The organism is Tardiphaga sp. 172_B4_N1_3 (genome assembly GCF_052076035.1).
Taxonomy (GTDB): domain Bacteria; phylum Pseudomonadota; class Alphaproteobacteria; order Rhizobiales; family Xanthobacteraceae; genus Tardiphaga; species Tardiphaga robiniae.
In genome coordinates this window covers 3,812,420-3,833,687 of the sequence record NZ_CP197238.1, presented here as the reverse complement: position 1 = coordinate 3,833,687, position 21,268 = coordinate 3,812,420, and the positions used below count along the sequence as shown (strand labels likewise).

Here is a 21,268-nt window from a genome sequence, read left to right as displayed (position 1 = left end):
GCGTAGAGCCGGGCGCTCAGTCCAGACCGATCGTGGTCAGGTCCTGGAACCAGTGCTGGGCCTGCACGAACTTCTTCACCTTCGGCGACAGCGCATGCGGGTTGGTGTCGTGAACGACCCAGACCAGCACCGCATCGTCGACGATCTGCGCATGGGCTTCAGCGAGCAACTCGTCCTGCTTCTTCGGATCGAAGGTGTTCTTGGCTTCGTCGATCAGTGCATCGACCTTCGGGTTCTTGTAGCCGCCCCAGTTCACGCCGACCGGTGCGATCTGGCCGGAGTGAAAGAAGCGGACGATGGCGTAAAGAGGATCCGAGGTGACGTAAGCGATGTTGTTGGACGTGATGCCCTTCATGCTGTCGTCAGCCGCACCCTTGCGCCATGCGGTGTAGAGCACTTCGAGCTCGACGACCTTGAACTCGACCTCGACGCCGATTTCCTTGAAGCTCTGCTGCAGGAATTCGTTGATCGGCAGCGACAGCATCTGGCCGGTGCCGCCATTGGCGATGATGAAGGTCGCCTTCAGCGGCTTCTCCGGACCATAGCCGGCTTCCTTCACGAGCTTCTTGGCTTCGGCCAGATCATATTTGATCTTGAAGGTCGGCTTGCCGAACCACGGGCTCGACGGATCGACCTGGCCGATGGCGGGCTTGGCGAGACCGTTCATCAGCGCAACGACGGCATCGCGATCGATGGCGAGGTTGAGTGCCTTGCGCAGACGGACGTCGGTCCAGGGCGAACCCGGCAGCACGCTGAGGTGATAATTCCAGACATGCGGCGTGACGTTATCGACGATCTTCATGCCGGCGCCCTTGAGCTGCGGCACAGCGTCGGGAGCGGGGGTCTCGATCAGATCGACCTGACCGGCGAGCAGCGCATTGGTGCGGGTGAGGGCTTCCGGCATCGGCACGAGCACGAGCTTGTCGGCTTTCGGAATGCGCTTCTTGTCCCAATAATCCGGATTCTTGCTGAGCTCGGCGAGCTCGCGCGGAACGAGCTTGGTCAGCTTGAACGGGCCGGTGCCCGAGGGCTGCGACGCGAACTTGTCCCAGTCCTTGCCGACCTTCTCATACTGCGCCGGGCTGGAGACCAGGAACCACAGCATCTGATAGGGGAAGAAGCTGTCGACGCTCTTGGTGGTGATCTCGACGGTGCCGTCATCGATCTTGGCGTAGCTGGCAACCGAGGGCAGGCGGGTCTTCACCTGCGCGCTCTGGCGCTTGTCGAATTGCGGCGCCTTCTCGTTCAGCACCTTGTCGAGATTCCAGATCACCGCATCGGCGTTGAAGTCGCTGCCGTCATGAAACTTCACGCCCTTGCGCAAAGTGAAGCGCCACTTGGTCTTGTCGGTGTCGTCGACCTTCCACTCGGTGGCGAGGCCGGGAATGAGTTTGCCGGGACGATCGGCGACATCCATCTCCCAGGCCACGAGCGGGTCGTAGATCGTATAGCCGGTGAACTGGTAACCGCCGGCGCCGCGATCAGGCTGGCCTGTGGTCAGCGGCACGTCCGCCATCGAGATGCCATAGCGCACCACCGTTTCGGCTTGCGCCGGCGCGGCTGCGCTTATGACGGCGGCGATGGCCGCAACAAATAACGAGCTTCGAACGCGCATAAACCAGACTCCGTATGGTGGGATATTGTCCGCCAGATACCTGCAATCCTGATGCCAGATTGGGCATATCGAACGGTTGGTGTGTGCTGGTGTGCTGCAGTGCCGCAGTTTGAGTCATTGCGCTGCAAGGTTGCAGGCCTTGGCACAAGCGTTGCATAAGAATTAGCCAGTTTAGAACAAGCCAACACTGGCGAAAGCCAACGTGTCATCCAAAGCCAAGAGGGACTGATTACGATGCGTATCGAAAAGCCGACAAAGAGCCGTCTCGCGACAGCAATCACCTTGCTGACGCTCGCCACGGCCCTGACCTTGCCACAGGTGGCGCGCGCCGAGACGGTGCTGCGCATCGGCATGACCGCTGCCGATATTCCGCGCACGCTTGGCCAGCCCGATCAGGGCTTCGAAGGCAATCGTTTCACCGGCAATACGATGTATGACGGCCTGACCGGCTGGGATCTGTCGTCCGCGACCAAAGCGAGTGTTGTTATCCCGGCGCTCGCCACTGAGTGGGCAGTGGACGACGCCGACAAGAAGAAGTGGACCTTCAAACTGCGTCCCGGCGTCACTTTCCACGACGGTTCGGCCTTCAATGCGGATGCCGTGGTCTGGAATGTGGACAAGGTGCTCAAACAAGATGCAGTCCAGTTCGACGCCAGCCAGGTCGGCGTGACCGCCTCGCGCATGCCGACCCTGGTGTCGGCCAAGAAGATCGACGACATGACCGTCGAGCTGACCACGAAGGAGCCGGACTCCTTCCTGCCGATCAATCTCACCAACCTCTTTATGGTGAGCCCGACGAAGTGGCAGGCGCTGTTCGACAAGGCCGAAGGCGCCGATGCCAAGGCCAAGTCGCAGGCCGCATGGGCGGCCTTCGCGCGCGAAGCCTCCGGCACCGGCCCGTGGAAGATGTCGAAGTTCACGCCGCGCGAGCGTCTCGAACTGGTGAAGAACGACGCCTACTGGAACAAGGACCGCGTTCCGAAGACCGACAAGATGGTGCTGCTGCCGATGCCGGAAGCCAACGCACGCACCGCTGCGCTGCTGTCCGGTCAGGTCGACTGGGTCGAGGCGCCGGCGCCTGACGCGGTCAAGGAAATCACCGCACGCGGCTTCAAGATCGAGAAGAACGAGCAGCCGCATGTCTGGCCGTGGCAGTTCTCCCGTGCCGAAGGCTCGCCGTGGAACGACATCCGCGTCCGCAAGGCCGCCAATCTCTGCATCGATCGCGAAGGCCTGAAGGACGGTCTGCTCGCCGGGCTGATGGTGCCGGCGACCGGCACATTCGAGCCCGGTCATCCATGGCGCGGCAAGCCGAGTTTCGAGATCAAGTATGATCTGAAGGCAGCACAAGCGTTGATGAAGGAAGCCGGTTACGGTCCCACCAAGAAGCTCGAAGTGAAGACGCAGACCTCGGCGTCCGGCTCCGGCCAGATGCTGCCGCTGCCGATGAACGAATATCTGCAGCAGGCGCTGGCGGAGTGCTACTTCGACGTCAAGCTCGACGTCATCGAATGGAACACGCTGTTCACCAACTGGCGCCGCGGCGTCAAGGATCCCTCGGCGAACGGCTCCAACGCCACCAACGTCACCTATGCGGCGATGGATCCGTTCTTCGCACTTGTTCGCTTCCTGCAGTCGTCGATGGCGCCGCCGGTCTCGAACAATTGGGGCTTCATCAACAATCCGAAGTTCGATGAACTGGTGACCAAGGCACGCACCACCTTCGACGCGACGGCACGTGACGCGGCGCTCGCCGAGCTTCATGCTGCTTCGGTCGACGACGCAGCCTTCCTTTACGTGGCCCACGACGTCGGTCCACGTGCGCTGAGCCCGAAGATCAAGGGCTTTGTGCAGCCGAAGAGCTGGTTCGTCGACTTCTCGCCGGTGTCGATCACGCCGTAAGCAACAAGTGAATATCGGCCGCACATTGTGCAGCCGATATTCGCACGAACCTCTCCACGTCATGGCCGGGCTTGACCCGGCCATCCACGCCTTCTTCGCTGCAAAGACGTGGATGCCCGGGTCAAGCCCGGGCATGACGAACGAGGAGGCAGAGTTTCTGAATCGAAGGTGATCAGTGTTCGTCTACATCGCGCGACGCGTCGTCTATGTGATTCCTATCGTCCTCAGCGTGGCGCTGGTGTGTTTCCTGCTGGTGCACATCACGCCTGGCGATCCTCTCGTTGCCATTCTTCCCGCTGACGCATCGCAGGAGCTGGCGCAGCAACTGCGCGTCGCTTACGGCTTCGATCGTCCGCTGCCTGTTCAGTTCGGCCTTTGGCTGTGGCGCGCGCTACACGGCGATCTCGGCAGCTCCATCGCCACCGGACGTCCTGTTCTGGCGGAGGTGATGAAAGCCGTCGGCAATACCGTGACGCTGGCCATCGCCGCCGCCGCCATCGGTTTCACGCTCGGTTTGTTTTTCGGGCTGATCGCCGGCTATTTCCGCGATACCTGGATCGACAAGGTCGCGACCTCGATCGCCATCGCCGGCGTCTCCGTGCCGCATTACTGGCTCGGCATGGTGCTGGTTATCATCTTCTCGGTGCAGCTCAACTGGCTGCCTGCGGTCGGTGCCGGGCCGGGCGGTTCGGGCTCATGGGCCTGGGACTGGGAGCACATCAAATATCTCGTGCTGCCGGCGATCACGACCTCGGTCATTCCGATGGGCATCGTGACACGCACCGTGCGCGCGCTGACCGGCGATATCCTGTCGCAGGATTTCGTCGAGGCCCTGCGCGCCAAGGGTCTGCAGGAAACCAAGGTGTTTCGTCACGTCATCAAGAATGCGGCGCCGACGGCGCTGGCCGTGATGGGCCTGCAGCTCGGCTACATGCTCGGCGGTTCGATCCTGATCGAGACCGTGTTCTCATGGCCTGGTTCGGGGCTTCTTTTGAACTCCGCGATCTTCCAGCGTGACCTGCCGCTGCTGCAGGGCACGATCCTGGTGCTGGCGCTGTTCTTCGTGTTCCTCAATCTTCTGGTCGATATCGCGCAGGCGTCGATCGATCCGCGCATCAAGCGGAGCTGACCATGCTGGATATCCTCTCATGACCGCGATGACCGACACCGCATTGCAGGCGGCGCCTGCGACCAAGGCCCGCGGCTATTGGGCCACCGTGGGCCGCCGCATCGTGCGCGACAAGGTCAGCATGGCCTGCGCGTTCATTCTGCTGCTGATCTTCCTGGCGGCGATCTTTGCGCCCTATCTGCATCTCGCAGATCCCTATCAGGGCTCGATGATTCGCCGTCTGCGTTTCATCGGCACACCCAACTATCCGCTCGGCACCGACGAACTCGGCCGCGACATGCTGGCGCGCCTGATCTATGGCGGGCGACTGTCGCTGCTGATCGGTATCCTGCCGGTGGTCCTGGCCTTCTTCATCGGGACGGGTCTTGGCGTTGTGGCCGGCTATGTCGGCGGGAAGCTCAATACCGCGATCATGCGCACCGTCGACGTGTTCTACGCGTTCCCGTCGGTGCTGCTGGCGATTGCGATTTCCGGCGCTCTGGGCGCCGGCATCGTCAATTCGATCGTGTCGCTGACCATCGTCTTCGTGCCGCAGATCACGCGCGTCGCCGAGAGCGTCACGACGGGCGTGCGCAACATGGATTATGTGGAAGCGGCACGTGCCTCCGGCGCGAACGCCTTCACCATCATGCGGGTGCACATGCTCGGCAACGTGCTGGGCTCCATCTTCGTTTACGCCACAGGGCTGATCTCGGTGTCGATGATCCTCGCCGCCGGTCTGTCGTTTCTCGGCCTCGGCACCAAGCCACCGGAACCGGAATGGGGTCTGATGCTGAACACCCTGCGCACCGCGATCTACGTCAATCCATGGGTGGCAGCACTTCCCGGCGCGATGATCTTCGCGGTGTCGATCTGTTTCAATCTGCTGAGCGACGGCATGCGCAGTGCCATGGACATCCGGAACTGATGGCATGAGTGATATTGTAGAAGAAATCGACAAGTTGGAGCCGCTGGAGGATATCGGCGGTGTTGCACAGCCGCTGTTACAGGTGGTCAGCCTGACCAAGCATTTCCCCGTGCGCGGCGGATTGTTCGCGCCGAGCAAGACCGTGCGCGCGGTGGACGATGTGTCGTTCGCCATCGCCAAGGGTGAAACCGTTGGCATCGTCGGCGAGTCCGGTTGCGGCAAATCGACGACGGCGCGGTTGCTGATGCATCTGATGCCGCGCAATTCCGGCGATATCATCTATGACGGCCGCACTGTCGGGCGCGAGCTCTCGTTACGCGAGCTGCGCCGCGGCATGCAGATGGTGTTCCAGGACAGCTATGCCTCGCTCAACCCGCGTCTGACCATCGAAGAATCGATCGCCTTCGGACCGAAGGTGCACGGCATGGCCGACAAAGCCGCGCGACTGCTGGCGCGGGAGCTGCTCGGGAAGGTCGGCCTGCGGCCGGAGACCTTCGCTAATCGCTATCCGCATGAAATCTCCGGCGGCCAGAGGCAGCGCGTCAACATCGCGCGTGCGCTGGCGCTGTCGCCGCGTCTCGTCATTCTCGATGAAGCAGTCTCGGCGCTCGATAAATCGGTCGAGGCACAGGTGCTCAACCTGTTGGTCGATCTCAAGCGCGAATTCGGCCTGACCTATCTGTTCATCAGCCACGATCTCAACGTGGTGCGTTACATCTCCGACCGCGTGCTGGTGATGTACCTCGGCGAGGTCGTTGAACTCGGCCCGGTGGATGAGGTCTGGGACGGGCCGGCTCACCCCTACACGCGCGCGCTCCTGGCCGCGATGCCGTCGTCCGATCCCGACAAGCGCACGGAAACGCCGCCGATCACCGGCGACCCGCCGAACCCGATCGATCCACCGTCCGGCTGTCGCTTCCACACACGCTGCCCCTTTGCCGAAGCGATGTGCGGCGAGGCGACGCCGAAGCTGACTGAAATCACCGTGACCGGCCACCAGGCCGCCTGTTACATGGCGATCCCAGGTTCGGGACACAGCAAAGCACCTGCTGCAGGAGCGCACTGACATGACCAAACCGACTGCCAAGCAGATCAAGGCGCTGACCAAAGTCAGCGGCCTTCCCGCGTCCGACGAGGTTGCCGAGCGCATCGCTAATTCGATCGGCCCGGCCTTTGAAGGCTTCGCGGCCGTCGCCGGGACGCTGCCGTTCGATCTCGAGCCCGCGACCTTCCTCTCTGTTCAGAATACGAAGGCTGCCAAATGAGTGTCACCGAACCCGCATTGCTGTCGCTGACGGACGTCGCTGACGCGATCGCCACGAAGAAAATTTCGTCGCGCGAAGCTACGCAGTCCTGCCTCGATCGCGCTGTGAAGTCTCAGCCGAGCCTCAACGCCTACATGTCGATCGAGGCCGATGCAGCGCTGAAGGCGGCGGACGCGGCTGATGCGTCGCTCGCCAGGGGGCAGAGTCGCGGTGTGCTGCATGGCGTGCCGCTGGCGCACAAGGACATGTATTACGACGAGGGACACGTCGTGACCTGCGGCTCGCATATCCGCCGCGACTGGGTTGCGACTACCACGGCGACATCGCTGCAGCGCCTGAAAGACGCTGGTACCGTGCGGCTCGGTTCGTTGCAGATGGTTGAGTTCGCCTACGGCCCGCTTGGCCATAACGTGCATTACGGCGCCGTGCATAACCCGTGGCATGTCGATCACGTCACGGGTGGTTCGTCGTCGGGTTCGGGCTCGGCCGTCGCAGCGCGTCTCACATTTGCGGCGCTCGGCTCCGACACCGGCGGCTCGATCCGCTTGCCGGCACATTTCTGCGGCGTCTCCGGTTTGAAGACGACGGTGGGTCTGGTCAGCCGTGCCGGTGCGATGCCGCTGTCGCAATCGCTCGATACCGTCGGTCCGCTGGCGCGCACCGTCGAGGATTGTGCGCTGCTGACCCGCCTGATGGCTGGCGCCGATCCGCTCGATCCAACCACCAGCGCACGCCCTGTGCCGGACTACATGGCGGCGACGCGCGCTTCCGCCAAAGGCATGACGGTCGGTATCCCCAAGGCCTTCTATGTCGACGATCTCGACGCCGATACCGCTGCCATTCTGCAGAACACCATCGCGGCGCTGAAGGACGAAGGTATCAAGATTGTCGAAGTCGATCTGCCCAATCAGGGCCAGCTCACGGCAGCCTGCCAGTTCGTGCTCGCGACGGAAGCTGCGGCGATGCACAAGCGCTGGATGATCGAGCGCCCGCAGGATTACGGCGCGCAGGTCCTGATGCGGTTGCAGAACGGTCTCGCTATCACCGGCGTATCCTATATCGAGGCGCTGCGCTGGCGCGGTCCGGCACTTGCCGCCTATCTCGCTGCGGTGACCGGCACTGATGCGGTGCTCGCTCCGGTCTCGCCTGGCGCGGCTCCGACCATTGCCGAGACCGATGTCGGCAACAGCTCTGGCGCCGAAGCGATGATCCAGCGGCTGACGCGTTTTACGCGGCCGATCAACTATCTCGGTCTGCCCGGTCTCTCGATCCCGGCCGGCTTCACCTCATCGAAGCTACCGGTCGGCATGCAATTGATCGGCCGTCCGTTCGATGAATCGACGCTGCTGACCATCGGTGCCGCATTCCAGCGCGCGACCGACTTCCACAAACAGTGCCCGGAGTTGGCATGAGTAATCTCGTCGAGGTTCGCAATCTCAATGTCCGGTTCGGCGGCGAACGCACCGTCTATGCGGTGAACGATCTCAACCTCACGCTCGGCGAAGGCGAGGTGCTCGGGCTGCTCGGCGAGTCCGGGTCGGGCAAGAGCGTCACCTTGCGCGCGCTGATGCGGCTGCTGCCGAAGAAGCGCACGCAGATCACCGGCACGGTCAACGTGCTCGGCAAGGACGTGCTGGCGCTCGACGATGACGAACTCTCGGTATTTCGCGGCCAGACGGTGTCGATGATTTTCCAGGAGCCGGCGCTGGCGCTGGACCCCGTCTATACGATCGGCCAGCAGATCGCCGAAAGCGTGATGCGCCACGAGGGCAAGACCCAGGCCGAGGGCGTGAAGCGCGCGCTCGAAATGCTTGAGGTCGTGCGCATTCCGTCGGCCAAGCGTCGCCTCGATGCCTATCCGCACGAGATGTCCGGTGGCATGCGGCAGCGCGCAATGATCGCGCTGGCGCTGGCCTGCAAGCCCAAGATTCTGCTCGCGGACGAGCCGACCACTGCGCTCGATGCCACCGTGCAGATCCAGATCCTGCTGCTGCTGCGCGAGCTGCAGCGCGAATTCGGCATGTCGATCATCTTCGTCACGCACGATATCGGCGTGGCCATCGAAATCTGCGATCGCGTGGCCGTGATGTATGCAGGCCAGATCGTCGAACAGGGCACGCTGAGCCAGATCGTGCGCTCGGCCGTGCATCCCTATCCGCAGGGGCTGCTGGCCTCCACCGTGCATGGGGCCAAACGCGGCGCACGGTTGGAGACTATTCCCGGCACGCCGCCATCGCTGGATAAGCCGCCGGTGAATTGCTCCTTCGCGCCGCGCTGCAAATTCGCCCAGCCGCGTTGCGTCGAGGCGCCGCCGCCGAATGTCGAACTTGCCGACAATCGTGTGGTGCGGTGTATTCTGGCGGAGCAGGCGGCAGCGGCAGTGCCGGCCTGACGCCTTCCTACACCGCCAAATTCTTCAGCAGGAACGTCAGCGCCGTCTGCGCGAAACTGTGCATGTTGCCGGAGCGGTCGTTGCTGCCGGTCTCCAGTGTCATGACCTCGTTTCGCGGGCCGGCGACGGCCATGCAGCTATGGCCTGCGGCGTCGCCATAACGATTGCCGGAGGGGCCGGTCGCGCCGGTTTCCGACAGGCCCCAGTCACAGCCGAGGCGGGTGCGGATCTGCGTCGCCAGCAGTTGTGCGTAGGGCTCTGAAGACGAGCGCATGCCCGGTATCCGAAACACGTCATCGGAAATATCCATCAATACGCGCCGTGCATCGCGCGTATAGATCACGCCGCCGCCGATGAAATAGGCGGAGGCACCGGGCACTGCGAGCAGTGCAGCGGAAATCAAACCGCCGGTCGAGGATTCAGCTATGCCGATGGTCTGCTTGCGCGCGATCAGCTCAATGGCAATCTTCTCGGCGAGGGGAATGAGATCTCTCATGACTTCTTCCCCCAAGGTTTTGACCAGGGCCTGATCCACGGCTTCTTCGCCAGTGACCCATAGACAGCGCGAATGAAATTCTTGCTGGCGGTCTCGTTCGGTGCCCATTTGGCGTCGAGATCGGCAAATGGCTTAGCCGCCAGAACCTCGTCTTCCGTCTTGCCCTCCTTGATCAGCTTGGCCATGCGATCGCGCGCCGTCACCAGCATGGTGCGATAGTCGACCAGCGCAGCCTTGTTCGCCAGCGGACCGTGGCCGGGAACGATCTTGGTGGTGTCGTTCGCCAGTTTCAGATAGGCGTCGGTCGCTGCAATTATGCCCTTGATATTGCCGCCGTTGAGAACGTCGATATTGGGATAGCGGCCATTGGTGAATGTATCACCGGTCGCAATGACATTGGCGCTCTTGAAGTAGACATAGGTGTCGCCATCGGTATGCGCGTTGTCGGGATGGCGCAGTTCGGCGATGCGGCCGCGCAGGCTGAGCTTGAGCTGATGCGTGTAGGTGTTGGTTGGCAGCGCCGCCTTCGGCGCGGGCGGATTCTGTGCGCCGGTCAGGAAATTCGTGGTGCCTTTTTTCAGGCGGGTTCTGACCTTGACGTTGGCAACGATGGTCGCGCCTTCGTTGGCAAAGGCCTCGTTGCCGCCGGTATGGTCGCCGTGGAAATGCGTGTTGACGAGATACTTGACCGGCTGCGGTGTCACCGCGGCGATGGCCGCCTTGATCTTGTCATGCAGCGGGGCAAACTGGCTGTCGACGAGGATGGCGCCCGATTTGGCCGTGGCCAGCGTCATGTTGCCGCCCTGGCCTTCGAGCATGTAGACGCCGTCACCGAGATCCGTGGTCTTGATCTCGACCTTTGAGAAGTCGGGTGGCGGCGGTGCTGCCGGCGGTGTGGACGCCTGCTGTGCGAGCGCAGGCGCCAGCGCCAGAAGGGTGAAAACCGCGGCCAGTGTCGTCCGATTCATCGCAAGCTCCATTCCGAAACAGGCCAGACTTCTAGCATGTTTCGGATGGCGATCTGCTCGCGAACACGTGATGTCGACGATGCCGATCAGCGGCCAGAACTGTCACGTTCCGGCGGGACCTGCGAGAGCAGCCAGTCGCGAAAGGCCTTCAGCTTCCGCGAGTCGGAAGAGGCTTCGGGGGACACCAGATAGAAGCCGGCGTCGGCGGGCATGCGCATGTCGAAGGGCACCACCAGCCGGCCCTTGGCGAGATCGCCCTCCACATAGGTGGTGCGGCCGATGGCGACGCCGAGCCCGTCGATCGCAGCCTGCAGGGTCATGAAGATCATGTCGAAGGTCAGGCCGGGCTGTTTCGAAATATCGGTTGGCAATCCGGCCGCGGTGAGCCAGAGCCGCCAGTCATCGTCATAGCCGCCGCTCGAATGCAGCAGCGTATAGCCGGCAAGGTCCTGCGGCTGTCGCAGCGCCTTTTTGCCGGTCAGGAGCGCCGGGCTGCACACCGGAAACAGATCGTCCGCCGTCAGCCAGTCGGCGCGGAGGCCAAGCCATTGGCCGCGGCCGTAGCGGATCGCGGCGTCGACATCGCCGCTCTTGAAATCGACCATGCTTGTAGATGTGGTGATGCGCACATCGATATCGGGATGGGCTTTCTGGAACGCTGAGATGCGCGGCAGGAGCCATTTCGATGCCATCGATGCGAGCGTGCTCACCGTCAGCACGTGGTCATTGTCGCGGCGCTTGAGCCGGTCTGTGGCAAGACGCAGATCGTTGAAGGCCGCGCGTACGCCCGGCAGATAGTCGTGTCCTTGCGGGGTGAGCGCGAGGGCGCGATTCTGCCGAATGAACAGTTTGAGACCGAGCTCTTCTTCCAGCCGCTTGATCTGATGGCTGATCGCCGTCTGCGTGACGTTCAGCTCGCTTGCCGCATTGGTGAAGCTCAGATGGCGTGCGGCTGCTTCGAAGGCGCGCAGTCCGTTGAGTGACGGCAACCGGGTGCTCATCCACGCTCTCTCCCTGGCCACTCACTCCTCGGCCTATCCATGAGTTTGTCTCATGTGACGCGGTGCACAATGTCGTTTGTGCAATGTGAGAATGAAGCCGATATTTCCTAAATAAATTTAGCTTCAGGAGAGCAAAATGTCTACTTGCACCCATGAATCGATGACAAATCATCATGCTCCGCTCAGCGTGGCGGCCATCGCCGAGACGTTCCACGTCTGGCGGGAGCGCGCCCATCAACGCCGCGAACTGGCCCATTGGAGCGAGCGTGACATCCACGACGCCGGCCTTTCGGTGGGCGACGTGATGGCCGAGGCCAGCAAGCCGTTCTGGCGCGCGTAAGGACGGTCCGATCGTCCGGGAGCAACTGTCATGCAACATCTCAACCTCGATGACCTCGGTCAGTATTCCGATGTGGTGTTGTCACGCAGCGGCGCTGCGGTGACGGTTCGGTTTGTCGAGCTTCACGATGCGGACGCGTTGCAGGCCTATTTCCGAGGCCTGTCGGTGCGGTCGCGCTACAATCGCCTGATGGGCGCCGCCAGCGAATTGCCGGCCGGGCAACTCGACAAGTTCATCCATGTCGGCGAAGCCGACAGTTTCTCGGTCGTCGCGACGATCTCGCGCGATGGCTCGGAGACCATTGTCGGTGAGGCCCGCTACGCGTTCGATGAAGCGACGTCCCGTTTCGAACTGGGCCTGTCCGTTGCCGATTCCATGCAAGGGCAGGGCATCGGCGCGGCCCTTTTATCTAACCTGGAATGCCGTGCTGCTGCGCTCGGAGCCGACCAGCTCTTCGGAGATACATTGCGCTCAAACGAGGCAATGCTCGCACTGGCCCGCAAGGCCGGCTTCACATTCGCGCCGACGCCGGGCGATTGGAAGCAGGTGCGCTTCGTAAAGCAGATCGATGCGGCGCCAACCGCAAACCCATGTGCGGTCTGGCGACTCGCAGCGCAATCCCTGCAGCCGATACTTGCCTAAGCGCGGCAACGCTCGCCACGTTCAGGCAAGGTGTGATGCGACGAAGCAATTCAATCCGTCTCTAGCTCAGGATTGCTTCGTCGCATCTGCGTGTCCTGAAGACGGCGCCTATGCCGTCCCTTTCGCGAAGTCTGTTGATGTGGCCACGTCGCGCCACGCAGCCAGTTCCTTTTCGACAAAAGCATGCTTGCTCTCAATCCGCGCAACCGTGTCGCTGCCGAGCGGCAAGCGGACTGGAGGGGTCTTGGCAGCCGCGAGCTGCATGAAGGCCTTTGCCAGCTTGCTGGGATCGCCGGGCTGCGCATGATTGGCGTCGGCGGCATGGCCGCGAGTCTTGCCGACGGTGGCGTGATAGTCGCTGATCTCGAGTGCGGTGCGCACCAGCGAGTTATCGTCCAGAAAGTCGGTGCGGAAGAAGCCGGGCTCGACCACGGTCACATGGATGCCGAGCGGCGCGACTTCGGCGGCCAGTGCTTCACTGATGCCTTCGACCGCGAACTTGGTCGAGCCATAGACGCCCCAGCCCGGAAAGCCTGCATATCCGCCGACGGATGAAATGTTCATGATGTGACCGGAGCCCTGTCGGCGCATATGCGGCAGCACGGCGCGGGTGACGCCGAGCAGGCCGAATACGTTGGTGGCGTAGAGACGTTCGACTTCCCTGGCGCTGGCTTCCTCGATCGCGCCCAGCAGGCCATAACCGGCATTGTTGACCAGCACATCGATGCGGCCGAATTTCTTCACAGCCTGACCTGCGGCCTCGTGGGCCTCGGTCTCGCTGGTGACATCGAGCCGCGTCGTCAGCAGGCGCTCATGGGTGCCGAGACGTGCGGTGACAGCGTTGGGGTCCCGGGCCGTTGCAACGACGGCGTCGCCCAGGGCCAAAGCTTCCGCCGCGATGAGTGCGCCGAAACCGCGGGATGCTCCTGTGATGAACCAGACACGCATGGTGGTCTCTCCTGTGTTGGCCCCGCGTCAATGCCGGGCTGTGGCAGGAAACTAGCGGCTCGCCAGAACTGAAATAATCCTCTATTTATTCCATGTGTTCATGAGCTGGATTCAACAATGAGCCTGATCGGCCCGGCCGACCTCGCCACCTTTCTGGCGATTGCCCGCCATCGCAGCTTTCGCAATGCCGCCATTGAACTTGGCGTGTCCGCCTCCGCGCTGAGCCACGCTTTGCGCGGCATCGAGGAGCGTCTTGATGTCCGGCTGGTCAATCGCACCACCCGGAGCGTCGCGCTGACGGAGGCGGGCGAGCGGTTGTTCGTGCGGGTCAGTCCGGCGTTTCAGGACATCGATGACGCGCTGGAAGATCTCAATCATTTTCGCGGCAAGCCGGCGGGGACGTTGCGCTTCAACGCCGCCCGGCAATCCGCACAGCTCGTGCTGCTGCCGATCGTCACGCGATTTCTGAAAGCCTATCCGGAGATCAATGTCGAGATTGCCGTGAATGACGGTCTTGTCGACATGGTCTCGGCCGGTTTCGATGCAGGCATCCGCTTCGGCGAAACTGTTGCGGCGGACATGATCGCGGTGCCGATCGGCCCGCGGCAGCGATCGGCCGTCGTTGCGTCACCCGGCTTCTTCAAGCAACACAAGCCGCCGCAGACGCCGCACGAGCTGAAAGATCTGCCATGCATCCGCTATCGATTCTGGGGCGGCGCGCTCTATCGCTGGGAGTTCGAGCGCGGCGGCATCGAGGTCGAGATCGACGTCGCGGGCACGCTCACTTTGAACGATCAGGACCTGATGGTGGACGCTGCGCTGGACGGAGCCGGACTGGCTTACGTGTTCGAAGGGCAGGTCGAGGAGTTGATCGCCAAGCGAAAGCTTGTGCGAGTCCTCGCTGACTGGTGCCCGGCCTATCCCGGCTTCTTCATGTATTATCCCAGCCGCCGACAACTGCCGGCGGCATTGCGGGCCTTTGTCGATTTTGCCAAGACGCCGGCTTTAGTGAAGTCGAAGGTTTAGATGCGCATCAGTTGCCTTTGAAGTTCGGCTTGCGCTTCTCGATGAAGGCTTGCACCGCCTCGCGGTGATCTGCCGTCATGGTCGTGCGGATCAGCCTCTCCGCCTCATGATCCCGCGCCGTCGTGAAATCGAATGCGAGCGCTTCGTCGAGATTGTCCTTCATGTAGCGCAGCGCCAGCGTCGGCCCCTGCGCCATGCCGCGCGCCAGTGTGAAAGCCTCGTCCTGCAGCCTGTCGTCTGGCACCACGCGGTTGAACAACCCGATGGCTTCGGCGCGGCTTGCATCGACTTTTTCGGCGGTGAACATCAGCTCGCGCGCGCGGGCCGTGCCGACAAGACGCGTCAACAGCCAGGCGATGCCGTAATCGCCGCTGAGACCAACGCGCAGATAGCCTGTCGAGACGAAAGCCGATTGCGCGGCGATGCGGATATCGCAGGCCATGGCGATGGCAAGACCGGCGCCGGCCGCGGGGCCGGGCAGGGCGGCAATGGTTGGCTTGCGTACGGCAACGAGGGCGCCGGTCAGCAGACGCTGACGCTCCTGCAGATCGACGACACGCTCGTCGAACGACATCTCCAGCACGGCCTGCTTGCGATGGGCGCCCATGCCCTTCACGTCACCGCCGGAGCAGAAGGCCGTGCCGGCGCCGGTAATCAGGAGCGCACCGACATCAGGATTTTCGCCGCAGGTGCGGATCATCGTGCGGCAATGCGGGCGTGAGATGATCCGACAGCGAGTTGCGCGCTTCCGGCCGGTTCAGGGTGATGACGGCAACGCGCTCGCGGATCTCACACAGCAGTTCACTGGTGCCGGTGTCGATGACCTTTACGGCTTCACTCATGTGTCTCGCCCCGTTCTCGCGTCAGAATTTCTCGACCCATGGACGGATTTCGAGCTCCGAACTCCATGCACTGCGCGGCTGCTGTAGCACGTTCCAGTAATTCATGGCGATGGCATCGGGGTCGAGCATCGAGTCCGGCCTGTCCGCTGGCTCAACGCGGACTGAACTGCGAATACCGCCATCGATGACAAAGTGGGCGATGTGAATGCCCTGTGGCGCGAATTCCCGTGCCAGGGATTGCGCCATGCCGCGCAGAGCGAACTTGCCCATGGCGAAGGGGGCCGATTGTGCGAAGCCCTTGATACTCGCGGAGGCACCGGTGAACAGGATGGCGCCGTGCTTGTTGGGCAACATGCGCTGCAATGCCTGTTGTGCGACCAGAAATCCGCCGAAGGCGCTAACGGCGATGGATTGTGCAACATCGGGAGGTGCGAGCTCGATGAAAGGCCCGCGCGCGCGTTGGCTGGCGTTGTAGACGACGATATCGGGCGCGCCGATCTGACGTTCGACATCTGCAAACATTCTGGCGACATCTCCGGCCTGGGTCGCGTCGCAGGCAAAGGCCTTGGCGCCAGTCTCCTGGCACAGCGCATCCAGCTTGCCGGGATTGCGGGCTGCGAGTGCGACGCGGATGCCCTGTTTGGACAGCAGCCTCGCTAGCGATGCGCTGATGCCCTCACCGACGCCGACGATCAAAGCGGTTTCGTAATGCGGAATTTCCATGGATCAAATCTCCGGCTGGGGCACTTTATTCGCTGGCGCGGCAGGCGCATGATGAAGATGGAAACGCAACTGCCAAACACAAGAGGCCGTCATGAACGCCCACGCCCAGATCGCCGCCAATCTGATCGCACCCGATACGTCCGGCATGAATTTCTACCGGGCCGATCCGGCACTGACCGATCTGCTGCGTATTCATCTGCCGGAGGATCTGTTCAACCATATCGAGCCGCATCTCGATCGGCTGGGCGGTCTTGTCGGTGGGCGGCTCGATGAAGCCGGGCGGATGGCCGACAAGCATGGACCAGTGCTGCATCAGCGCGACAAGTTCGGCCAGGACGTCCAGTGGGTAGAATATCACCCGGCCTATCGCGAACTTGAGAACGCAGCCTTCGGCGAGTTCGGGATCCATGCGCTGTCGCACCGCAAGGGCATCATGGGCTGGTCCTCGACCTATCCGGTGACAGCCAAGCACGCCTTTACGTTCCTGTTCAATCAGGCCGAGTTCGGCATGGGGTGTCCAATCAATGTCACCGATGGTGCTGCGAAGCTGCTGTCGAACTACGGCGATGATGCGCTCAAGGCGAAATATCTCGATGGGCTGACGCAGACTGACATGAGCAAGCTGACCCAGGGCGGCCAGTTCATGACCGAGAAGGAGGGCGGTTCCGATGTCGGCAAGCTGACGACATCAGCTGTGCAGGAGGGCGATCACTGGCGGTTGTATGGTGAGAAGTGGTTCTGCTCCAATGCCGATGCGAAAGTCGTGATGCTGCTGGCGCGACCGGAAGGCGCGGTCGGGGGCACCAAGGGTGTCGGCCTGTTCCTGATGCCGCGGACGCTCGATGACGGCACGCCCAATCACTACCGGATCGTGCGCCTGAAGGACAAGCTCGGCACGCGGTCGATGGCATCAGGTGAGATCAAGCTTGAGGGCGCTATCGCTTATGCCGTCGGCAAGCTCGATCGCGGCTTCGTGCAGATGGCCGAGATGGTGAATTCGTCGCGCCTGTCGAATGGCGTGAAGTCGACCTCGCTGATGCGCCGCGCCTGGCACGATGCGATGGCAGTCGCGCGCGGCCGTGTCGTGTTCGGCCAGCGCATCATCGATATGCCGCTGGCGCGGCGGCAATTAATGAAAATTATGCTGGCGACCGAGCAGGCGTTGTCGATGAGCTTCCTCACTGCGGATGCGCTGGACCGTGCCGAGGCCGGCAGCCAGGATGCTGCAGCGCTGCTGCGGATCCTGACGCCGACGCTGAAATTCCGTGCCACCCGTGACGCGCGCAAGGTCTGCGGCGACGCGATGGAGATGCGCGGCGGTGTCGGTTATATCGAGGAATTCGCCACCGCGCGGCTGCTGCGCGATGCGCATCTCGGCTCGATCTGGGAAGGCACCGGCAATATCGTTGCGCTCGATGCGCTGACGCGTGCGGTGGGTCGGCACGGTGCCGAGGCTGCGCTTGCTGCCGACTTGCATGCGCGGCTGGATGATTCCCCGAGCGTACCGCAGGCATGGCGCGATCGGCTGCGTGGCCTCGCCGACCGTGCCATCGGCTTCGCGCGCGAGGTTGCCGCACGGTCGGACAATGAAGGTGATGCCCGCCGCGCAACGAGTTCGTTGTATCATGTGGCCAGCGCCATCGCGATGACATGGGAAGCGCACCGCATCCACGCACGGCGCGGTGACGCGCGACGTTTGCTGTTGTCGCGCCTCGTCATCGATCATCGCCTGATGGCGCCCGATCCGTTCGCTGTGATTGAAAGCGAAACGCAGAAACAGATCGTCGCGCATCTGCTGGGTGAGTGCGATGTCAGCATGGAGGAGGCCAGTCGGCTGATGCTGGCCTGACCTGATCGCAGGGACTATGAGCGCGGACCGTTATCTTTCAGGAACTTGAGCAGCAAGCGGCTGACCTCTTGTGGTTGTTCCTGCTGCACCCAATGGCCTGCGCCGTCGATCAGGTGCACCGCGCGCATATTCGTGCAGGCGCTGTTTTGCATCGTCTCGATGGCGCCGGGACGCTGATAGATGCCCCAGTCCTGCTTGCCCGAGATGAAAGCTGAAGGGACGTCGATGGTGCGCCCGGCAAACGTCTCGTAATCTGCACTGAACGCGCCCGTCGTATTGCAGCGATACCACTGCAATCCACCCTGGAAGCCCGTGCGCGCATATTCGCCGGCATAGAAGGCCAGTTCATTGTCCGGCAGCCATTTGCATGATGCGATCTGTTCAGGCGTCGGCATCTCTGCGGCCACGGTCTCGGCCATGGTCTGGTCGCGGTCCATCACATAATAGGTCGGCAGCTTCGCCAGCTCACTCGCGGTCCAGCCTTGCAATGGAGTGGGCGTATTGCCCGGCCAGTCCGCGCTCTTGTGATGATAATAGGCGCGCAGGAAATCATGCACGCCTTGCGGTGCATGTTGCATGTGGGTGTTGGCATCGCGTGTGGCGTAGTACCACTGATAGTGGATGCGCGGCCGCGGCAGCGCGGCGAGGTCGCGATGCACGGGGTCTTCGGCCTTTGGCGGGGCCGGCTGATCGGCGGTACCGAATGGCAGCGGCGGAGGCCCGGCGAAGGGCGCGCTCATCAACACAACGGATCTGAAGACATCCGGTCGCACCAGCGCGCACCATGCCGCAACCGAGCTTCCGTAGTCGTGCCCGACCACCGCATCGACATGGCGATAGCCGAAGGCGGTGACGAGGCCGATTGCATCGCGCACGAGGTTGAGCAGATTGAAGGGACGCAGATCGCCATCATAGTCTGCGCTCCAGCCGGTGGTGCGGCCATAGCCGCGCTGGTCGGGTGCGATGACGTGATAGCCGGCAGCGGCAAGCTGCGGCATCACCTTGCGCCAGCTGAAGGCCAGTTCGGGAAAGCCGTGCACCAGCAGGACGCAGGGCCGGCCTTTGGTTTCAAAGCCGGCCTCCAGCACATGGACGCGCAAACCGTTGATGTCCTCGACAAAGCGCGAGCGAATTCCAGCCGGCAGAATGTTGGGATCGATGGGTGTCACGTTGCCTCCATGCTGCACTTTTGCGGCAGCGTGAATGCACTCCAGCGCAAGCACCGTGAAAAGACAACTAGCGTTTGAAGCGGGCCACCAATTCGATATGCGGCGTATGCCGGAACTGGTCCACGGGTGTGACGCTGTCGAGCTTGTAGCCGCCGTCGATCAGGATCTTTGCATCGCGTGCGAAGGTCTGGACGTTGCACGACACGGCGACGACGACGGGGATCTTGCTGGCCGCGAGCCGTTCGACCTGTGCCTGCGCACCCTGACGCGGCGGATCGAATACGACAGCGTCGAAGTCGCGCAGCTCCTGCGGCACCAGTGGACGGCGAAACAGGTCGCGCATTTCCGCCTTGATCGGCTTCAAGCCCTTGGTGTCCTTGATGGCCTGTTGCAGCGAGGCGATCGCGCCTGCATCGCTATCGAAAGCTGTAATCTTCGACTTGGTGGCCAACCGCAGCGCAAAGGGACCGATGCCGCAGAACAGGTCGGCGATGTTCTTCGCGCCTTTGCAGAGTTGGAGCACAAGCGCCGCCAATGTCTCTTCACCGGCGGCCGTGGCCTGCAGGAATGAGCCCGGCGGCAGTGTAACCTGCGCGCTGCCCATCGTGACCATAGGCGGTACGCGCATCAGCACGAGTTCACCATGCCGCGTGAGGCGTGCCAGTTTGTGCGCCTCGGCGATGCGCGACAGCGCTGTGATGATCGCGGTCGGCAATGGCCCGGTGCCGCGGACGTCGATATCGAGTCCGTTGCTGGCCGCTGTCACCTGAATGTCCAAGGGCTTGCTGACCGGCTTCAACACCTCGGCCAGCGCGCGTGCGGCATCGAGCGCGCCATCCAGCGCGGGATCCAGAATCGGGCACGCGTCGATAGCGATGATGGCGTGGCTTGCCGATGCCGCGAAGCCGACACGCAATCCGCCATCGCCGCCGCGCCGGGCATGCAACGTCACGCGGCGGCGGCCGGCGCCATGGGCATCGACGATCGGATCGACCAGGCAAGTGATCTTCGCCTGCGCCAGCGTGTCGATCACGATCTGGCGCTTCCAGGCCTGATAGGGATCGGGTTGCCAATGCTGGATGGCGCAGCCGCCACAGCGCGTGAAGTAGGTGCAGAACGGATCAATTCGTTCCGGGCTGGCGGTGTCGATCTGCAGCAATCGTCGACGTTCCGGATGTTCGTCGTCGCGTTCCGTCTCGACGATCTCATGCGCCAGCGTGTAGGGCACGAACAGCGACGCGCCACTGGTGAGGCTGACGCCGTCGCCGCGCTGGCCGACATGATCGATGGTCAGGTGTTCAGCCACGCCGGGCACCCATGAAGAACTCGATATTGCCGTCACCGCCGGTGATCGACGACGGGAAGACCTCGATATCGGTGCAGCCGAGCGTCCTGGCAAAATCCGTGATGTCGTCGCAGATGGCCTGATGCACGGCAGCGTTCTTGATGATGCCGCGCTTGGATTGCTTCCGGTCGGCCTCGAATTGCGGCTTGATCAGCGCCAGCAGGCTCATCGGCGCCGCCGCGAGTGACAGTGCCACTGGCAGCACCGCTTTGAGCGAAATGAAGCTGACATCGATCACGACCACATCCGGGCGGGCCGGCAGGCGCTTGTTCTCATAGCTGCGGATATCCGTCTCTTCCATCGAGATGATTTTCGGATGGCCATGCAGCGATGGATGAAGCTGACTGTGCCCGACATCGATGGAGAACACCATGCTGGCGCCGTTGGCGAGCAGCACTTCGGTAAAACCGCCGGTGGAGGCGCCGACGTCGAGGCAGACGTGGTCCTCGATCTCGATCGGATATAGCTCGAGCGCGCCGGCCAGCTTGACGCCGCCGCGCGAGACCCAGGGATGCGCCGGTTCAGCCTCGATCGCGGCGTCGAGCAGCAGCGGTTCTGACGCTTTGGCGACCGCTTTGCCGTTGGCCTTCACAAGCCCCGCTTCGATGGCGGCTTGCGCACGCGCGCGGCTTTCGAAAATTCCGCGGTCGACGAGAAGCGTATCGGCGCGTTTGCGCGGCGCGGCAGCAGTGTTCTGAGATTTCGTCAT

General features: G+C 62.6%; 20 protein-coding genes and 1 pseudogene. 11 read left to right on the top strand and 10 right to left on the bottom strand.

Annotated features, from left to right (window positions below):
- Window positions 1-16: 16 nt before the first annotated feature.
- Entirely contained in the window at window positions 17-1,615 is a 1,599-nt protein-coding gene (locus tag AB7783_RS18200; RefSeq protein WP_441230613.1) for an ABC transporter substrate-binding protein, read from the bottom strand.
- A 234-nt stretch (window positions 1,616-1,849) separates the two neighbouring features.
- On the opposite strand from AB7783_RS18200, the gene AB7783_RS18195 reads away from it, so the two are divergent.
- From AB7783_RS18195 to AB7783_RS18165, 7 genes are all read left to right on the top strand, one after another.
- Entirely contained in the window at window positions 1,850-3,517 is a 1,668-nt protein-coding gene (locus AB7783_RS18195) for an ABC transporter substrate-binding protein (protein WP_441278398.1), read from the top strand.
- A 175-nt stretch (window positions 3,518-3,692) separates the two neighbouring features.
- Complete coding sequence (locus AB7783_RS18190; RefSeq protein WP_089265970.1) at window positions 3,693-4,646, top strand: ABC transporter permease; 954 nt, start codon at window positions 3,693-3,695, stop codon at window positions 4,644-4,646.
- A gap of 28 nt (window positions 4,647-4,674) precedes the next feature.
- Complete coding sequence (locus AB7783_RS18185; RefSeq protein WP_441279723.1) at window positions 4,675-5,553, top strand: ABC transporter permease; 879 nt, start codon at window positions 4,675-4,677, stop codon at window positions 5,551-5,553.
- Window positions 5,554-5,557: 4 nt separating this feature from the next.
- Window positions 5,558-6,619, top strand: coding sequence for an ABC transporter ATP-binding protein (locus tag AB7783_RS18180; RefSeq protein WP_089265972.1), 1,062 nt, complete (start codon window positions 5,558-5,560; stop codon window positions 6,617-6,619).
- A gap of 1 nt (window position 6,620) precedes the next feature.
- Window positions 6,621-6,818, top strand: coding sequence for a hypothetical protein (locus tag AB7783_RS18175; RefSeq protein WP_441278397.1), 198 nt, complete (start codon window positions 6,621-6,623; stop codon window positions 6,816-6,818).
- The gene (locus tag AB7783_RS18170) at window positions 6,815-8,230 is read left to right on the top strand and encodes an amidase (protein WP_441278396.1); all 1,416 of its coding nucleotides are present in this window, start codon (window positions 6,815-6,817) and stop codon (window positions 8,228-8,230) included. The genes AB7783_RS18175 and AB7783_RS18170 overlap by 4 nt, the downstream gene beginning before the upstream one ends.
- Window positions 8,227-9,210 carry an ABC transporter ATP-binding protein gene (locus tag AB7783_RS18165; protein ID WP_441278395.1) on the top strand — a complete coding sequence of 328 codons (984 nt, stop codon included), beginning with the start codon at window positions 8,227-8,229 and terminating at the stop codon, window positions 9,208-9,210. The genes AB7783_RS18170 and AB7783_RS18165 overlap by 4 nt, the downstream gene beginning before the upstream one ends.
- Window positions 9,211-9,217: 7 nt before the next feature.
- On the opposite strand, the gene AB7783_RS18160 is transcribed toward AB7783_RS18165, so the two are convergent.
- The 3 genes from AB7783_RS18160 to AB7783_RS18150 form a co-directional block, all read right to left on the bottom strand.
- Complete coding sequence (locus AB7783_RS18160; protein ID WP_441278394.1) at window positions 9,218-9,706, bottom strand: CinA family protein; 489 nt, start codon at window positions 9,704-9,706, stop codon at window positions 9,218-9,220.
- The gene (locus AB7783_RS18155; RefSeq protein WP_441278393.1) at window positions 9,703-10,674 is read right to left on the bottom strand and encodes an MBL fold metallo-hydrolase; all 972 of its coding nucleotides are present in this window, start codon (window positions 10,672-10,674) and stop codon (window positions 9,703-9,705) included. Before AB7783_RS18155 ends, AB7783_RS18160 begins: the two co-directional genes overlap by 4 nt.
- 86 nt (window positions 10,675-10,760) lie before the next feature.
- Complete coding sequence (locus AB7783_RS18150) at window positions 10,761-11,675, bottom strand: transcriptional regulator GcvA (RefSeq protein WP_441278392.1); 915 nt, start codon at window positions 11,673-11,675, stop codon at window positions 10,761-10,763.
- A gap of 136 nt (window positions 11,676-11,811) precedes the next feature.
- Here AB7783_RS18150 and AB7783_RS18145 point away from each other — a divergent pair, with 136 nt between their 5' ends.
- Window positions 11,812-12,015: a DUF1127 domain-containing protein gene (locus AB7783_RS18145; RefSeq protein ID WP_120287053.1), complete on the top strand. Its 204-nt coding sequence runs from the start codon at window positions 11,812-11,814 to the stop codon at window positions 12,013-12,015.
- A gap of 30 nt (window positions 12,016-12,045) precedes the next feature.
- A complete protein-coding gene (locus AB7783_RS18140; RefSeq protein ID WP_441278391.1) occupies window positions 12,046-12,657 on the top strand; it encodes an N-acetyltransferase family protein in 612 nt (203 codons plus the stop codon).
- A gap of 108 nt (window positions 12,658-12,765) precedes the next feature.
- Here AB7783_RS18140 and AB7783_RS18135 read toward each other — a convergent pair whose 3' ends face one another.
- The gene (locus tag AB7783_RS18135) at window positions 12,766-13,605 is read right to left on the bottom strand and encodes an oxidoreductase (RefSeq protein ID WP_441278390.1); all 840 of its coding nucleotides are present in this window, start codon (window positions 13,603-13,605) and stop codon (window positions 12,766-12,768) included.
- A gap of 117 nt (window positions 13,606-13,722) precedes the next feature.
- On the opposite strand from AB7783_RS18135, the gene AB7783_RS18130 reads away from it, so the two are divergent.
- The gene (locus AB7783_RS18130; RefSeq protein ID WP_439074857.1) at window positions 13,723-14,631 is read left to right on the top strand and encodes a LysR family transcriptional regulator; all 909 of its coding nucleotides are present in this window, start codon (window positions 13,723-13,725) and stop codon (window positions 14,629-14,631) included.
- Between the two features lie 7 nt (window positions 14,632-14,638).
- Here AB7783_RS18130 and AB7783_RS18125 read toward each other — a convergent pair.
- Window positions 14,639-15,473: pseudogene (locus AB7783_RS18125) on the bottom strand (enoyl-CoA hydratase).
- A gap of 21 nt (window positions 15,474-15,494) precedes the next feature.
- A complete protein-coding gene (locus tag AB7783_RS18120; protein WP_441278389.1) occupies window positions 15,495-16,196 on the bottom strand; it encodes an SDR family NAD(P)-dependent oxidoreductase in 702 nt (233 codons plus the stop codon).
- A gap of 91 nt (window positions 16,197-16,287) precedes the next feature.
- Between AB7783_RS18120 and AB7783_RS18115 the strand changes: the two genes are divergently transcribed.
- The gene (locus AB7783_RS18115) at window positions 16,288-18,045 is read left to right on the top strand and encodes an acyl-CoA dehydrogenase family protein (RefSeq protein ID WP_441278388.1); all 1,758 of its coding nucleotides are present in this window, start codon (window positions 16,288-16,290) and stop codon (window positions 18,043-18,045) included.
- A gap of 14 nt (window positions 18,046-18,059) precedes the next feature.
- Here the strand turns inward: AB7783_RS18115 and AB7783_RS18110 are convergent, their stop codons facing one another.
- The 3 genes from AB7783_RS18110 to AB7783_RS18100 all read right to left on the bottom strand — a co-directional run bounded on the left by AB7783_RS18110 (window position 18,060) and on the right by AB7783_RS18100 (window position 21,268).
- The gene (locus tag AB7783_RS18110; protein ID WP_441279722.1) at window positions 18,060-19,205 is read right to left on the bottom strand and encodes an alpha/beta fold hydrolase; all 1,146 of its coding nucleotides are present in this window, start codon (window positions 19,203-19,205) and stop codon (window positions 18,060-18,062) included.
- A 76-nt stretch (window positions 19,206-19,281) separates the two neighbouring features.
- A complete protein-coding gene (locus tag AB7783_RS18105) occupies window positions 19,282-20,520 on the bottom strand; it encodes a class I SAM-dependent RNA methyltransferase (protein ID WP_441278387.1) in 1,239 nt (412 codons plus the stop codon).
- Window positions 20,513-21,268 carry a TlyA family RNA methyltransferase gene (locus tag AB7783_RS18100; RefSeq protein WP_093757044.1) on the bottom strand — a complete coding sequence of 252 codons (756 nt, stop codon included), beginning with the start codon at window positions 21,266-21,268 and terminating at the stop codon, window positions 20,513-20,515. The genes AB7783_RS18105 and AB7783_RS18100 overlap by 8 nt, the downstream gene beginning before the upstream one ends.

What these genes read in the sequence shown, in the direction of transcription:
- AB7783_RS18200 (WP_441230613.1), bottom strand. Translation starts at nt 1,615, where the DNA reads ATGCGCGTTCGAAGCTCGTTATTTGTTGCGGCCATCGCCGCCGTCATA.
- AB7783_RS18130 (WP_439074857.1), top strand. Translation starts at nt 13,723, where the DNA reads ATGAGCCTGATCGGCCCGGCCGACCTCGCCACCTTTCTGGCGATTGCC.
- AB7783_RS18135 (WP_441278390.1), bottom strand. Translation starts at nt 13,605, where the DNA reads ATGCGTGTCTGGTTCATCACAGGAGCATCCCGCGGTTTCGGCGCACTC.
- AB7783_RS18160 (WP_441278394.1), bottom strand. Translation starts at nt 9,706, where the DNA reads ATGAGAGATCTCATTCCCCTCGCCGAGAAGATTGCCATTGAGCTGATC.
- AB7783_RS18195 (WP_441278398.1), top strand. Translation starts at nt 1,850, where the DNA reads ATGCGTATCGAAAAGCCGACAAAGAGCCGTCTCGCGACAGCAATCACC.
- AB7783_RS18185 (WP_441279723.1), top strand. Translation starts at nt 4,675, where the DNA reads ATGACCGACACCGCATTGCAGGCGGCGCCTGCGACCAAGGCCCGCGGC.
- AB7783_RS18170 (WP_441278396.1), top strand. Translation starts at nt 6,815, where the DNA reads ATGAGTGTCACCGAACCCGCATTGCTGTCGCTGACGGACGTCGCTGAC.
- AB7783_RS18155 (WP_441278393.1), bottom strand. Translation starts at nt 10,674, where the DNA reads ATGAATCGGACGACACTGGCCGCGGTTTTCACCCTTCTGGCGCTGGCG.
- AB7783_RS18175 (WP_441278397.1), top strand. Translation starts at nt 6,621, where the DNA reads ATGACCAAACCGACTGCCAAGCAGATCAAGGCGCTGACCAAAGTCAGC.
- AB7783_RS18100 (WP_093757044.1), bottom strand. Translation starts at nt 21,268, where the DNA reads ATGACGAAATCTCAGAACACTGCTGCCGCGCCGCGCAAACGCGCCGAT.
- AB7783_RS18140 (WP_441278391.1), top strand. Translation starts at nt 12,046, where the DNA reads ATGCAACATCTCAACCTCGATGACCTCGGTCAGTATTCCGATGTGGTG.
- AB7783_RS18165 (WP_441278395.1), top strand. Translation starts at nt 8,227, where the DNA reads ATGAGTAATCTCGTCGAGGTTCGCAATCTCAATGTCCGGTTCGGCGGC.
- AB7783_RS18180 (WP_089265972.1), top strand. Translation starts at nt 5,558, where the DNA reads ATGAGTGATATTGTAGAAGAAATCGACAAGTTGGAGCCGCTGGAGGAT.
- AB7783_RS18145 (WP_120287053.1), top strand. Translation starts at nt 11,812, where the DNA reads ATGTCTACTTGCACCCATGAATCGATGACAAATCATCATGCTCCGCTC.
- AB7783_RS18150 (WP_441278392.1), bottom strand. Translation starts at nt 11,675, where the DNA reads ATGAGCACCCGGTTGCCGTCACTCAACGGACTGCGCGCCTTCGAAGCA.
- AB7783_RS18115 (WP_441278388.1), top strand. Translation starts at nt 16,288, where the DNA reads ATGAACGCCCACGCCCAGATCGCCGCCAATCTGATCGCACCCGATACG.
- AB7783_RS18120 (WP_441278389.1), bottom strand. Translation starts at nt 16,196, where the DNA reads ATGGAAATTCCGCATTACGAAACCGCTTTGATCGTCGGCGTCGGTGAG.